The organism is Streptomyces sp. NPDC023157 (genome assembly GCF_055560575.1).
In genome coordinates, this window is record NZ_JBVHIL010000002.1 from 318,336 (window position 1) to 332,077 (window position 13,742).

Genomic DNA, 13,742 nt, shown 5'->3' on the forward strand with positions numbered 1-13,742 from the left:
GGCGGGCCCGTGGGAATCCTCGACAGCATCCTCGGGCGCAGCAAGCCGGTGCGGCCCGATCTCGACCGGCTCTTCGGCCTTCCCTCGGCGGCCCTCACGCTCCAGGCGGGCACCGGGTTCGTCCCGACCGGCGAGGGGTCGGTCTGTTTCGCGGGGGTGGAGGGCGGTGCGTTCACCCGGCTGAAGGAGGAGGTACGCGCGCTCCTCGACGTCGCGGTCGACGGCGGCCCGTACACCGACGCAGGCACCGACACCGACAGCGCTCCCGGCGTGCCCTCGGCCGCCGCGTCCGCCGCCCCGGTCACGTTCTCCCGGGATTCGTACGGATACACGTGGCTCCGTGCCCGGCGTGCCGCCGACGACCTCGTGTCGCTGGTGAACGATCTGCACGCCGTCAACAGTCTGCTCCAGGAGTCGGGTTTCGGCCCGCATCTGCTCTGCTCCCTGACCGCGTTCCACGCACCGGAGGTCGACCACGATCTCGCGCTCGTCTACCTCTACAAGCGCGGCACGTTCTACCCGTTCGCCCCTCGGGCCGACGGCACGAACCGTCGGGACAGCGCCCTGGAGCTCCAGGTCAGGGCCCTGCTCGCGGGTGACCTCGCGATCGAGCCGGACCTGGAACGCTGGTTCCCCCTCTGGGGCGCCCCCGGAGTGGGCACCGAGGGCTGAGGGCGGAGGGTCGAGGGGGCCTACGCCTCCCAGACGAATCCGTCCGGGTCGGTGAAGGCGCTCCCGGTGCCGCCGAGGGCGATGCGGTGCGAGCCGGAGCCGTCGGCGGCGACGCCGAGGTCCTTGGCCAGGCCGCGGTGCTTGTAGAGGGCCAGCTTGACGGGGCTCGACGGGCCCGCGGCGAACTCGGTGTACTTGCCGCCGAAGCTCCTGGCCACGGTCAGGCCCTGGCCGACGTAGAACTCCTTGGTCGCCTTCACGTCCGCCACCCCGAGGAGGAGGACGGTCTCGTCGATCTCGCGGGTGGCCGGGCCGTTGTCCTTCTTCGCCGAGGTCGCGACCTTCCAGATCGTGCCGTCCGGGGCCTGGACGACGCCGCCGTAGCCCCACATCGACTTCGCGGCGGGCTTCAGGACGGTGGCGCCGGCGGCGACGGCGGCGTCGACGAAGGCGTTGACGGTGGCGGGCCCGGAGACGGTGAGCGCCAGGGCGAAGCCCCGGAAGCCGCTGGACGGTGTCTCCGACGCCCGCAGGTGGATGAGCGTGTCCACTCCGAAGGCGGAGTAGAAGCGGTGGGCGGCGTCCGGGTCGGCCACCTCAAGGGTGACGGAGGTGAGGGACGCGGTGACTGCGGAGGAAGCGGTGGTTGCCATGTCTCCAACCTAGGTACAGGCCCCCTGCCGGCGCTTCTCGAATCCTGACCGGTCTCGCGGCGCTCCCTATGATGATCGCGAACGCGTACGCGGGCCTTCTGCGCTCCGCACCACACCGTCCAGGGGGACCCCACCCGATGCAGACGCCGTCATCGCCGTCATCGCCACCCTCACCGTCCTCGCATTCCGGCCCCGCACCCACGGACGGGGCGTCGCCCCTCCGTGTCGGCGCCCTCGTCCCGCTGACCCGGCCCGGCTGGTCCGAGGCGGGCCGGCATCTGCTCGCGGGGCTCGAACTGGGCGTACGCGAGGTGAACGAGGCCGGCGGGATCGGCGGCCGGCCGCTGGAGCTGCTGGTCCGGGACACAGCGGCCGATCCGGAGCGGGCGGCGGCGGCCGTGGACGAGCTGGCGGGCCTGGGCGTGGCCGCCGTGGCGGGCGAGTACCACAGCGTCGTCGCGCGGGCCGCGGCCACGCGGGCGGCGGCCGTCGGCGTACCGTTCCTGTGCTCGTCGGCGGTGCTCGACGCGCTCACCGAGGAGCCGACGGACTGGGTGGCGCGGCTGCCCCCGGCACAGTCCCACGGCTGGCGGACCTACGCGGACTTCCTGCGCGGAGCGGGCCGGGACCGGGTCGCCGTGGCGGTCCAGCCGAGCGTCTACTGGGCGTCCGGGACCCGGATTCTGCGGGAGCGGCTGGCCGCGCACGGCGGCTCCGTCGTCGAGCTGGACGCGAACGCGCTGGGTCCCGGGGCACTGTGCGACGCGCTCGTCGAGCACGGGGCGACGGCGCTGCTCCTGCTGGTGGGCCAGCCGGAGCCGGCGGTGCCGCTGGTCCGCGCCGTCCGGAACGACCCGCGGCTCGCGGGGCTCCTCGTCGGCGCCCCGGCCGGACAGCCGGAGTTCGCCGGCTGGGCCGAGGCGCTGGGCGCGGACGGCGCCGGGATCCCGTTCCTGCGCTATCTGCCCGAGCGGCCCGGTCCGCTGGGCGAACGGGTCGGGAAGGAACTGCGCGAACGGCTTGGCGAGGCTCCGTCGTTCGTCGCCTTCGAGGGCTGGGACACCGTCGCCGTCCTCGCCGAGGTGTTCCGTTCGTACGGGACGGAGCGCGCGGCCGTCGCCGGGGCGTGGCCGCACGTGGTGGTCGAGGGCACCCGCGGGCCGATCCGCTTCACCCGCGCGCCGGGCATCGGCGTGTGGCAGTGGGTGTGGCCGCCCGTCCAGGTCGTCGACCGGGACCCGGGCGACGCGGCCCGCTTCCGGGTCCTCCACCGGGGCGAGGGGTGACGGACGTCCGGCGCCGCCCGCCTCACGTCCAGGGGACCGCGCCGACCGGGTCGTGCAGCACCCGCTCGGCGGGCAGGTCCGTCTCCACGAGCCGCCGCACGACGGCGCCGACCATGGCGGGCGGGCCGCTGACGTAGGCGAGGTGGCGCGACCAGTCGCCGTGCCGGGTCAGCGCGTCGGACAGCGAGCCCTCCTCCGGTCCGGTGCCCGCGCCGATCACGGGGACGACGCGCAGCCAGGGGTGCCGCTTCTCCAGTTCGGTGAGGGCGGCCGTGTCGTACAGGTCGGCCGGTGTGCGGGCGCCGAGGAACAGATGCGTCGCGTGGTGCGGCGGCCGGCGCAGCGCCAGGGCGTCGATGAGCGCCTTGGCGGTGGCCCATCCGGTGCCGCCGGCCACGATCAGGATGTCCCGCCCCGGGGCGTCGTCGAGGGTCGTCGTCCCCTGCGCGGGCCCGAGGCGCAATGCGTCGCCGACGCGGGTGCGCGCGACCAGCGCGTCGCTCACCCCGCCGGGGCCGGTGCGGCGGACGTGGAACTCCAGCTCGCCGTCGGGGCGGGGCGCGCGGGCGACGGAGTACGGCCGCCAGGCGTGCGGCAGCAGCGGTGACTGGATCGTGGCGAACTGGCCCGCCCGGTACGGGTAGGGCTCCGCGGTGCGGACCCTCAGGACGGCCAGTCCGGGTGCCTGGACCTCGTGGTCCGTGACGGTGGCGTTCCAGTAGGCCGGTTCGGTCAGGGACCGGTTGGCCCCGTCGATCATGGCGGAGACGGCGAACCGCACCATCCGCAGCCACGCCCCCTCCAGCTCCGGCGACCACCGCTCTCCGGCGCTGCGGCGCAGGCCCTCGGCGAGCGCCGCCTCGAACGCCGCGAAGTGCACCGGCCGTACCCCCAGCTTGCGGTGGTCGCGGCCGAGCCGGGAGCAGAAGGCGGTCACCTCGTCGGGCCGGTCCAGGTGCTCGATCAGATACCGGAACGCCTGCTCCAGGTGGGCCCGCTGGAAGTCCATCGACTCGGGGAACAGCCCGCGCAGATACGGGTGTTGGGCGAACATCGCCCGGTAGAGGTGGTCGATGAGCGTGCCGAACGGGGTGACGAGCGGCAGGGTCCGGAGGATCGTCTCCCGGTCGCCGGACGGAGCCCCCGCGGAGGGGCGGGCGGGGCCCGGCGCCCGGCGCTCCCCGCCGGACGGGGCCAGCAGCCGCTGGCGCAGCCGCATGGCGTCCTGCCGTGCGAGGAGTGCGTGGTATTCGTCATAGGTGTCGCTCGTGGTGGCGCTCACGTGCCGGCTCTCTCCCTGCCGAGTCCGCCTGAAGGCACGTCAGTTTCGCACCGCTCCCCCACCGCCGTCCGGCCCCGGCGGAGGGCCGGACGGCCCTGCCGCATCAGGGCCGTTCGGCCCTGGCGCCCGCGATGCGCGTCGCGTGGACGAGCGGGGCGGGGCGGCGCCCAGGGCCGCCCAGCAGGCCGCGGTCTCCCGCTCCTCACATCCGCGCCGGACCGCCGCGGACGCCCGTACCGTGCCGCTCGCGGTGGCGCCGGCCACCACGACGGCGAGGAGGAGCGGGGCGGGGAGCCCCAGGAGGATCAGCGGGGCGGTCAGCGCGGCCGTGGCCCAGCCGGTGACGCAGGCCGCGGCCGCGAGGCGCCGGGAGGCGGGCCGGTCGGCTCCGGCACGCAGGTCGACGAGGGCGGGGACGTACCAGACGCAGCCGGCGGCGGCCACGGCGCCGGCGCCGAGCGCGAGGACGGGCGTCACCGGGCGCCCGCCGTCTCGTGCGGCCGGTTCTCGATCCGGTCGAGTTCGGCGATCCCGGGGTGGTGCAGGTCGAAGGCCGGGGATTCGGAGCGGATCCTGGGCAGGGTGCGGAAGTTGTGCCGGGGCGGCGGGCAGGACGTCGCCCATTCAAGGGAGCGGCCGTAGCCCCAGGGGTCGTCGGTGTCGACCTTCTCGCCGTACCTGGCGGTCTTCCAGACGTTGTAGAAGAACGGCAGGAACGCGAGGCCGAGCAGGAACGACCCGATGGTGGAGATCGTGTTGAGGGCGGTGAAGCCGTCGGCGTCGAGGTAGTCGGCGTAGCGGCGCGGCATGCCCTCGGCGCCCAGCCAGTGCTGGACGAGGAAGGTGGCGTGGAAGCCGGCCGTGAGCGTCCAGAAGGTCATCTTGCCGAGCCGTTCGTCGAGCATCCTGCCGGTGAACTTCGGCCACCAGACCGATGTAGCCGAACATCGGCTTGCGGCTGAAGACCGGGATGACCTCGGAGACGATGCCGAAGAACGGCAGCGCCAGGATGTACACCTCCGGGTGTCCGAAGAACCAGAAGAGGTGCTGCCAGAGCAACGCCCCGCCGTTGGCCGCGTCGAAGACGTGCGAGCCGAACTTCCGGTCGCATTCCAGGGCGAACAGCGCCGCCGCGAGGACCGGGAAGACCAGCAGGACGAGCAGGGAGGTCAGCAGGACGTTCCAGGTGAAGATCGACATCCGGAACATGGTCATGCCGGGGGCCCGCATGCACAGGATCGTGGTGATGAAGTTGACCGCGCCCGCGATCGACCCGAAGCCGGAGAGCGCCACGCCCATGATCCACAGGTCGGCGCCGAGGCCGGGCGAGTGGACGGCGTCGGAGAGCGGCGCGTACAGGAACCAGCCGAAGTCGGCGGCCCCGCCCGGGGTGAGGAAGCCGCCGGCGGCGATCAGCGAGCCGAAGAGGTAGAGCCAGAACGCCAGCATGTTCAGGCGCGGGAAGGCGACGTCCGGGGCGCCGATCTGCAGCGGCATGATCCAGTTGGCGAACCCGGTGAACAGCGGCATCGCGAAGAGCAGCAGCATGATCGAGCCGTGCATCGTGAACGCCTGGTTGAACTGCTCGTTCGACATGATCTGCGTGCCCGGGCGGGCCAGTTCCGCCCGCATCACCAGGGCCATCACGCCGCCGACGCAGAAGAAGAACAGCGCCGCGACCAGATACATCGTGCCGATGCGTTTGTGGTCGGTCGTGGTCAGCCAGTCCACCCACGAGGCCCGCGCGGGCCGTGTTCCGCCCGCGCCGTCCGCCGGGGCCGGGACCCTCGGCCGCCGGGTCCGCCTCTGCACGCTCTTTGCCTCGCCCACCGGACGACGACCTCCATGTCCACATCGGTACCAAGTGGCCGGAAGACGCCCGCGTACGGGGGATTGACGCGCGGCGCCTCCCGGCCGTCGCCCATGGTTCTCGCCGCCGCGGGGCGCCCGACAGGGTCGAACAGTCCCCGCGGGCGGGCGGCACCAGGGCCGAACGGCCCCTGCGGACCCGCCGCCCCCGTGACGTAACCTGCGACAGGAAGAACGCACCGGCAGAGCAGGCAGGCATGTCCGACACCGCACGACTCCCGGGCACGCCGTGGCCGCGGCTCGACGTCCCCGAGCGGATGCACGCCCTCCTCGCCGCGGTCATGGACCTCGGCCGCGACCTCGAACTCCCCCAGGTCCTGCACGGCATCGTGGAGGCCGCCGTCACCCTCACCGACGCCGAGTACGGCGCGCTCGGGGTGATCGGCGACGGGGACCGGCTCTCGCAGTTCCTGCCCGTGGGCATGGCCGACGAGCCGGCCGCGCGCATCGGCCCCGCGCCCTGCGGGCACGGCATCCTCGGCGAACTCATCCGCAACCCGGTCCCGTTGCGCCTGGACGACCTCGCCCGGCATCCGAGCAGCTTCGGCTTCCCCGCGCACCATCCCCCGATGCGTACGTTCCTGGGGGCGCCGATCCGCATCAGGGACGAGGTGTTCGGCAACATCTACCTGACCGAGAAGCGCGGCGCCGGCGGCTTCGACGCCGACGACGAGGCGGTCCTGACGACCCTGTCGACCGCCGCGGGCGTCGCCATCGACAACGCCCGCCTCTACCACGACAGCAGGCGCCGGGAGCACCGGCTCGAAGCGCTCGCGGAGATCACCCGGGCGCTGCTCGCCGGGACCGACCCGGACCGGGTGCTGCGGCTGATCGCCCGGCGGGCCCGGGAGGTGGCCGACGCCGATCTCGCCGCCATCCTGCTGCCGGCCGGCCGCGACGGTGAGCTCGTGGTCCAGGTCGCGGACGGGGACACCGCCGGCACGGTGCTCGGCGCGCGGCTCCCGGCGGGCGGCTCGCTGACGGGGCTCGCCGCCCGCACGCGCCGGCCCGCCGTCACCGCGGACGTCCGCACCGACGCCCGGGCCCGGCCGCTGCGCGCGGACGGCGGCGCCCCTCCGGAGCACGGCCCCGTGGTGGCGGTGCCGCTGCCCGTCGACGACGCCGTGTGCGGGGCGCTGCGGCTGGCCCGGCGGGCGGGGCGCCCCGGGTTCGACGCCACGGAGGTGGAACTGCTCCGCGGCTTCGCCGACCAGGCCTCGATCGCGCTCGAACTCGCCCGCAGGCGGGCCGAGTCCGAGGAACTGGCCGTCCTGCACGACCGCGACCGCATCGCCCGGGACCTGCACGACCTGGCCATCCAGCGCCTCTTCGCCACCGGCATGACCCTGCAGAGCGCGACCCGTCTGATCGGCGAGCGGGCCGCGGCCGAGCGGGTGTCGCGGGCCGTCGACGACCTCGACGCCACCATCCAGATCATCCGCTCCACGATCCTGCAGCTCCGCACGTCGGCCGAGGACCGGGGCGGCCCCGCGCTGCGCCGCCGCATGGCGGAGACCGTCCAGCTGGCCGCGCAGTCCCTGGGCTTCCCGCCCTCGCTGCGCATCACCGGAGCGGTCGACTCCGCCGTGCCGGAGGACCTGGCCGAGCACGTGCTCGCGGTGACGGTCGAGTCCCTCAGCAACAGTGCCCGGCACGCCCGCGCGAGCCGCGCCGACGTCGTCCTCTCCGTCCCGGAGCCCGCCGACCGGATCGTGCTCACGATCACGGACGACGGCGTCGGCCTGGAGGCGGCCGAGCCGACCGGCGGCCTGCTCAACATGCGCTCACGCGCCGAGCAGTACGGCGGGACGCTGGAGCTCCGGGAACCGGACGGCGGCGGCACCCGGCTGGTGTGGACGGTGCCGCTGCGGCAGGAGTGACGTACGGGGATCGGGTGGGCGACCGGCCGCCTACTGCTCGCGCAGCCGCTCGGCGAGCATGGCGGCCTGGATGCGGCGGCCGACGCCCAGTTTGCCGAGGATGGCGGACACCCGGTTCTTCACCGTCTTCTCGGCGAGGAACAGGCGCTCGGCAATCTGCCGGTTCGTCAGCCCCAGGCCGATGAGGTCCAGGATCTCCCGCTCGCGGGGCGAGAGCCGGTCGAGTTCGGCCGACGCGGCGGTGCGCGGTGCGGGTTCGGGCTCGGGGCCCCGGATCCGGGCCATCACCCGGCTGGTCATCCGCGGGTCGAGCAGCGACTTGCCGGTGGCCACCGTACGGACCGCGTGCACCAGGTCGGAGCCGCCGATCTGCTTGAGGACGTAGCCGGCCGCCCCGGCCATGATCGCGTCGAAGAGGGCCTCGTCGTCGTCGAAGGAGGTCAGCATCAGGCAGGCCAGCTCCGGCATGGCCGCGCGCAGTTCCCGGCAGACCTCGACCCCTTCGTGGTCGCCGCCGGTCGCGCTGCCGAGCCGCACGTCGAGCACGGCGACGTCCGGCCGTACGGCGGGCACCCGGGCGAGCACCTCCCGGGCGGTCGCGGCCTCGCCGACCACCTCGATGTCCGGCTCGGCCTCCAGCAGGTCCCGGACACCGCGCCGGACGACCTCGTGGTCGTCGAGCAGGAAGACCCGGATGGGCAGGGCGGAATTCACAGCGGTCTCCTGGGCAGGGGCGGGAGCTGAGGCGGCGTCAGTATGGCACCGGGCCCCGAGGGCCGTTCGGCCCTGGTCCCGCAGGGCCGAACGGCCCTGTGCGCAGCCCCGCGCCCGTGATCGACTCTGCCTCGTGTCCTGGACACACCGGCCGGGCGCGGCCCGGCCGTCCCCCGGGCCGCTGCCGCGCCGGTGCGTCCAGGGCGCGCCCACCGCCCGGACGGAGCGGGACGAGCTGGGGCCGAACGGCCCTTTCCGCGCCGCGTCCGGGGGTCTGTACTGCGGGGAAGTCCCCTCCCCTGGAAGGCACCGTGAAAGACGACGCCGCTCTCGCCCCCGTTCCGGTCCCGCACCGTCCCGACGCTCCCCCGGCCGTCGCCGGTGCGCGGCGCACCCTCCGCCTGGACACCGAGGAGGCGCTGCGGCTGCTGGCCTCGGTGCCCCTGGGCCGGATCGTGTTCACCCAGCGGGCGCTGCCCGCGGTCCGCCCCGTCAACCACCTCGTGGACGGCGGCGACATCCTCGTCCGCACGCACGACGACGCCGCCCTCGCCCTGCTCGCCCGGGTCGGCGGCACCGACGGCGTCGTCGTCGCGTACGAGACGGACCTCATCGACGTGGAGGCGCGCCTCGGCTGGAGCGTCGTCGTCACCGGCTTCTGCCGGCTGGTGACCGACCCCGAGGAGGCGGCCCGCTACCGGGCGGCGATCCGGCCGTGGACGGACCGGCCCCTGGACCAGGTGGTCCGCATCCGCCCCGACCTGGTCACGGGCATCCGGCAGGTCGCCGCCGACTGACCCGGGCCCGCTCGCGGGCCCGGGTCAGCGGCCGGTGGGCCGATCGGCTCAGCTCCGGCGCGTCCGGGCCCGGCGGGCGGGCGGCGGGGTGCGCCGGGGTGCAGGATCGCCGGGGCGGCGCCCCGCCGCGGGGTCGCCCGCCACCGCCCCCGCGCGTGAGGAGGTCAGGCCGTGGAACGGTTCGACGGGTCGGAGCGGCCGGCGTTCGACGGGCGTTACGGCGAGGCCGTGTTCCGGCCCGAACAGGCCGGCGAGGGCGAGCGGATCGACTTCGGCGCCCCTCGGGGCCGGCCCGGGATGGCGCTGCCTCGACGTGGGCGCCGGTACGGGCACGGTCTCCCGCCGGCTGCTCGACGAGGCCGGGGTGGCGGGCGTGCTCGCCGTCGACCGGGACGTACGGTTCCTCGCCGAGCGGCCGGTGCCCGGACTCGACGTGCTGGAGGCCGACATCACCGCCCCGCGCGCCGTCCCCGGCCGGTTCCGGCTCGTCCACGCGCGTTTCGTGCTGATGCACCTCCCCGAGCGCGAGCGGCTGATCGCCGAACTGGCCGCACACGTGGAGCCCGGCGGCGTCCTGGTGCTCAGCGACGCGGTCGACCTGAGCGGCGATGGGACGCCCGTCACCCCGTACTCCGAGGCGATGCGGGCGATGTGGCAGGGGCTGCGCGCCACCATCGGCACGGACGTGACCTGGGTCCCCTCGTATCCCCGGCTGCTGCGCCGGGCAGGGCTCGGACGGGTCGGCGCCGAGCTCCATGTGCCGCCGCTGCTGCCGGGCAGCCCCATCAGCCGCTTCTGGGCGGACACCTGGCAGCGGAGCCGCGCGGCGATGCTGGCCACCGGACTCGTCGACGACGCCGCCGTCGACGCGGCGGTCCGCTACCTGGAGTCGGACGACTGCGCCGCCCTGTCGGCCGGGATGATGACCGTATGGGGCTGGAAGCCCCCGGCGGACGCCTGAACAGCCGGACGGCCGTCCCCGCACCGTCGTCAGCGGTCCGCAGGCGCCATCCGGCGGACCAGGTAGGCGCCGGCGGTCGCGACGAGGACCAGCATGCAGGCGATGAACACGAGCCCGGCCCCCTCCAGGCCGAGCGGATCCGCCAGCAGGCCGACGCCGATCACCGGGATCGAGATGCCCGCGTACGCGACCACGAACAGCGCCGAGATGACCGCCGCGCGCTGGTCCGGGGGCGAGGCCGCCGCCACGGCGGACAGCGCCGCCCGGAAGGCGAGGCCTTGTCCGGCGCCGCCGACGAGAGCGGCCAGGACGACGAAGACGAAGAGGTCCGTGGCGAGCCCGCAGCCGAGCAGGACCAGGCCGGCGAAGAGCACGGCGCAGCCCAGCGGCAGCGAGCGCGCGGTGCCGAGGTGGCCGGCGGCCACCTGCCCGCCGGTGGAGGCGAAGAAGGCCAGGGCGACGACGAGTCCGGTGACGGCGTGGTTGTCCACGTGCAGGTACCGCGCCAGGAAGGCGGGGCTGACGGAGGTGAAGACGCCGAACAGGGCGAACCCCACGAAGGAGGAGACTGCGGCAGGGACGAACACGGCCCGCACCGGGGCCGGGAGCGCGGGTTTCCGTGGCCGGACAGCCGTCAGCGGCCGCCGGTGCGGCACCGTCTCGGGCAGGAACAGCAGGACGACGGCCGAGAGCACGACGAGGCCGAGGTGCACGGCGAACGGCAGCAGCAGCGGCTCGGGGGCGTACTCCGCGAGCAGCCCCGCGAGGAGCGGGCCGCAGCCCAGTCCGCCCATGTTGGCGGCGGTCGCGACGAGCGTGGCCCCCGAGGTGCCGCCGGGCGGGGCCAGCTCCATGACGTACGCGGTGGCGGCGCCCGTGAACAGGCCGACCGACACGCCCGACAGGAGCCGGCCCGCGTACAGCCAGCCCAGGGAGTCGGCGGCGAGGAAGCAGACGGCGCTCGCCGCCGCGAACGCCAGGCCCCACCAGAGTGTCGGGCGCCGTCCGATGGTGTCGGAGGCGTTGCCCGCGAGGAGCAGCACGCCGATCACACCGAACGCGTAGACGGCGTACACGACGGTGACCGTGAGCTCGGAGAAGCCGAACTTCTCCTGATAGAGCGGGTAGAGCGGGGTCGGCAGGGTCGTTCCGGCCATGCACACGAGGAACACCGCGCCGCCGAGCAGACACCTCAGCCAGCCTTGCCGCTCATCCGCCATGTCGGCGACCGTAACCCGGCCGCCCGCCCGCGGCGCGGCGGCGGGGCGCGCCCGGCCGAGTGATCCGCCGGGGCGCGCGGGTCGGTTGCGCGGGTGTCACTCCGGATGCTTCCGGATGCCTCGTCCGGCCTCCCCGCCACTAGCTTGTCGGCGACGTCCGCCAGGGAGACCGATCCGGAGACCGGGGAGCAGCGATGCCGACGACCGCCACCACGCTCGGGGACCAGGAGCGCGAGCTGCTCTCGGCGGTGGGCAGCGGGCTGCGGGACGACGAGGTCGCCGCCGCCCTGGGCGTCCCCGAGGTGTCGGTGGCCGAACAGCTGGCGCGGATCCTCGTGCGCCTGGGGCTGCGCGACCGGTCCGCCGCCATCGTCCACGCCTTCGACTGCGGTCTGGTCGTCCCCGGCCAGGGCCCGCGCCCCCGGCGGACGGTCCCCGGTCCGCCGGCCGCGGTCGGCCGGGAGCCGGGGCCACGGATCCGGATCTCCGTGCTCGGGCCGATGGAGGCCCGGCAGGACGGACGGCCGCTGCGGCTGGGGCACCTGCGCCAGCAGGCCGTCCTGGCCGCGCTGGCGCTGGGCGGCGGGCGGACGCTCAGCCGTCGGGAACTGCTCGACGGCGTCTGGGGCGTGGAGCCGCCGGCCGCGAACGTGGTGCCGGTGTACGTGTACCGGTTACGCAAGGCCCTGGGCGCGGGAGACGGCCCGGACCCGGTCATCGCGCACGACCGGTTCGGCTACCGGCTGGTCCCCGGCGCGGTCGACGTCGACGTGGCCCGCCTGGAGGAGCTGCTGGGCGGCGTCGAGGCCGCGGACCGGGCGGGCGAACCGGCGGAGGCGGTCCGGCTGTGCTCGCGGGCGCTGGACCTGTTCCGGGGGGAGGAGCCGCTGGCCGGTCTGCCCGGGCCGCTGGCCGAGCTGGAGCGGCTGCGGCTCACCGAGCGCAGGATCGCCCTCGTACGGCGGAAGGCGGAGGGCTTGCTGCGGCTCGGCCGGTCCGCCGAGGCTCTCGCCGAACTGTTCGCCCTCTTCGCCGCACACCCGCTGAACGAGCCGGTGGCCGCGCTCCTGATGCGCGCGCTGCACCGCGACGGGCGACGGGCCGACGCCTCCGCCGTGTTCGACCGCGCGCGCCGTCGGCTCGCCGACGACCTGGGGGTCGCGCCGAGCCGGATGCTGCGGCGGACGCACCAGATGGTCCTGCGCGGCGACGAGACCGGGCCCGGTCGGGGCCTCTGGCTCGGCCACGGGCTCGGTCTCGCCGGATGAGCTGCTCGCGGAGGCTGCTGGGGCAGCTCCGCGAGCCGTCTCGCTCCGTACGGTCTCGCACGGTCTCGCATGGTCTCGTACGGTCAGGAGGTGAAGGACCGCTCAAGGCGCGGGATCAGGTCCCTGAGGTCCTGCTCCCAGCACCAGGCGTTGTGGCCGCCGTTGCAGTTGCTGCCCCAGGCGGAGCCGTCGCCGTAATTCACGTAGTAGTAGGACATGCCGAGGGCGTCCATGCTGTCCTTGACGTGCTTGGCCGCGCCTTCGAGCCAGAACTCGGGGTCGGTGACCGTGCCGGCTCCGTTGCCGACGTAGAGGGAGACGCCGACGGTCCTGAGCTTGTCCATGTGGGCCGCCGGGTCGACCTCGTTCCAGCGCCAGTCGGCGTTGAAGATCGGGTACGGCGAGCCGAACGCGGCGTCGCTGTCCACGCCGGGCTTGTACGGGGAGTTGTTCGGGTCGCACGCGCCGGACGCCGAGCCGCAGATCGCGCCCGTCGCGTCGATGAGGGAGGCGACGACGGCGAGCCGCAGGTCCATGGACTTGACCGACAGGTCGATGTCACCCGACAGGGACGCGGTCTGGCTGAACAGGTCGGGGCGGACCTGGGCGTAGTGCAGGGCGCCGAACCCGCCCATGGAGACGCCCGCGATGGCCCTGGTCTTCTTCGTGGCGACGGTCCGCAGGTTCGCGTCGATGAACGGGATGACCTGCTTGAGGTGGAAGTTCTCCCAGTTCTGGGCACCGAGCACGGTCTTCTGGTTGAGCCAGTTGGCGTACCAGCCGCGGGCTCCGCCGTCCGGGATGACGGTGATCATGTCGTTCGACATGCTCAGCGCCGGGTAGTTCTGCTGGACGGGGTCGTCGGGCGAGCCGTGCAGGAAGTACAGCACCGGGTAGCGCCGGTTCGGGTCGTCGTAGTAGCCGCTGGGCAGGATGATCTTGATGTGGTGCCGGCCCGTCACCTCGGGCGTGGTCACGGTGAGGTAGAAGTCGGTGGCGCTGCCGCTCGCCGCCTCCACCTGGGTCAGACCGAATCCGTTGGTGATCGGCGGCGGGGTGGTGGCGTCGGCGGCCTGGGCCGTACCGGCCGCCGGGGTGATCACGGCGACGGCGGCGACCATCCACGCCACCACCAGCCGC

Annotated in this window: 11 protein-coding genes and 2 pseudogenes; 6 read left to right on the forward strand and 7 right to left on the reverse strand. The window is 74.4% G+C overall.

All coding sequences use genetic code 11. The features are described from left to right. The first annotated feature begins 9 nt into the window (after positions 1-9). Positions 10-672 carry a PspA-associated protein PspAB gene (pspAB, locus tag ACZ3ZE_RS07120; protein WP_467257817.1) on the forward strand — a complete coding sequence of 221 codons (663 nt, stop codon included), beginning with the start codon at positions 10-12 and terminating at the stop codon, positions 670-672. Between the two features lie 20 nt (positions 673-692). On the opposite strand, the gene ACZ3ZE_RS07125 is transcribed toward pspAB, so the two are convergent. Beyond that, positions 693-1,325, reverse strand: a complete 633-nt coding sequence (locus ACZ3ZE_RS07125) for a glyoxalase (protein ID WP_442304354.1) — start codon at positions 1,323-1,325, stop codon at positions 693-695. A 137-nt stretch (positions 1,326-1,462) separates the two neighbouring features. Between ACZ3ZE_RS07125 and ACZ3ZE_RS07130 the strand changes: the two genes are divergently transcribed. Further along, on the forward strand, positions 1,463-2,611 hold the full coding sequence (locus ACZ3ZE_RS07130; protein ID WP_363291037.1) for an ABC transporter substrate-binding protein: 1,149 nt from the start codon (positions 1,463-1,465) through the stop codon (positions 2,609-2,611). Between the two features lie 22 nt (positions 2,612-2,633). Here ACZ3ZE_RS07130 and ACZ3ZE_RS07135 read toward each other — a convergent pair whose 3' ends face one another. The 3 genes and pseudogenes from ACZ3ZE_RS07135 to ACZ3ZE_RS07145 all read right to left on the reverse strand — a co-directional run bounded on the left by ACZ3ZE_RS07135 (position 2,634) and on the right by ACZ3ZE_RS07145 (position 5,705). Next, complete coding sequence (locus ACZ3ZE_RS07135) at positions 2,634-3,893, reverse strand: globin domain-containing protein (RefSeq protein ID WP_361170575.1); 1,260 nt, start codon at positions 3,891-3,893, stop codon at positions 2,634-2,636. A 39-nt stretch (positions 3,894-3,932) separates the two neighbouring features. Further along, positions 3,933-4,370 (reverse strand): hypothetical protein, encoded by a 438-nt coding sequence (locus tag ACZ3ZE_RS07140; RefSeq protein ID WP_467257820.1) that lies wholly within the window; start codon positions 4,368-4,370, stop codon positions 3,933-3,935. After that, a pseudogene (locus ACZ3ZE_RS07145) lies at positions 4,367-5,705 on the reverse strand (cytochrome c oxidase subunit I). Before ACZ3ZE_RS07145 ends, ACZ3ZE_RS07140 begins: the two are co-directional and overlap by 4 nt. Before the next feature lie 254 nt (positions 5,706-5,959). Between ACZ3ZE_RS07145 and ACZ3ZE_RS07150 the strand changes: the two are divergent. Then, on the forward strand, positions 5,960-7,642 hold the full coding sequence (locus ACZ3ZE_RS07150) for a sensor histidine kinase (protein ID WP_467257823.1): 1,683 nt from the start codon (positions 5,960-5,962) through the stop codon (positions 7,640-7,642). 30 nt (positions 7,643-7,672) lie between these two features. On the opposite strand, the gene ACZ3ZE_RS07155 is transcribed toward ACZ3ZE_RS07150, so the two are convergent. Further along, a complete protein-coding gene (locus ACZ3ZE_RS07155) occupies positions 7,673-8,356 on the reverse strand; it encodes a response regulator transcription factor (protein ID WP_361170566.1) in 684 nt (227 codons plus the stop codon). Positions 8,357-8,667: 311 nt separating this feature from the next. Here ACZ3ZE_RS07155 and ACZ3ZE_RS07160 point away from each other — a divergent pair, with 311 nt between their 5' ends. Further along, a complete protein-coding gene (locus ACZ3ZE_RS07160) occupies positions 8,668-9,153 on the forward strand; it encodes a pyridoxamine 5'-phosphate oxidase family protein (RefSeq protein WP_442305201.1) in 486 nt (161 codons plus the stop codon). 171 nt (positions 9,154-9,324) lie between these two features. Further along, a pseudogene (locus ACZ3ZE_RS07165) lies at positions 9,325-10,114 on the forward strand (class I SAM-dependent methyltransferase). A 29-nt stretch (positions 10,115-10,143) separates the two neighbouring features. Here ACZ3ZE_RS07165 and ACZ3ZE_RS07170 read toward each other — a convergent pair. Continuing rightward, positions 10,144-11,334, reverse strand: a complete 1,191-nt coding sequence (locus tag ACZ3ZE_RS07170) for an MFS transporter (protein ID WP_361624281.1) — start codon at positions 11,332-11,334, stop codon at positions 10,144-10,146. 194 nt (positions 11,335-11,528) lie between these two features. Here ACZ3ZE_RS07170 and ACZ3ZE_RS07175 point away from each other — a divergent pair, with 194 nt between their 5' ends. After that, complete coding sequence (locus ACZ3ZE_RS07175) at positions 11,529-12,602, forward strand: BTAD domain-containing putative transcriptional regulator (RefSeq protein WP_361624284.1); 1,074 nt, start codon at positions 11,529-11,531, stop codon at positions 12,600-12,602. Positions 12,603-12,685: 83 nt separating this feature from the next. Here the strand turns inward: ACZ3ZE_RS07175 and ACZ3ZE_RS07180 are convergent, their stop codons facing one another. After that, positions 12,686-13,723 carry an alpha/beta hydrolase gene (locus ACZ3ZE_RS07180; RefSeq protein ID WP_361171212.1) on the reverse strand — a complete coding sequence of 346 codons (1,038 nt, stop codon included), beginning with the start codon at positions 13,721-13,723 and terminating at the stop codon, positions 12,686-12,688. Positions 13,724-13,742 lie beyond the last annotated feature (19 nt).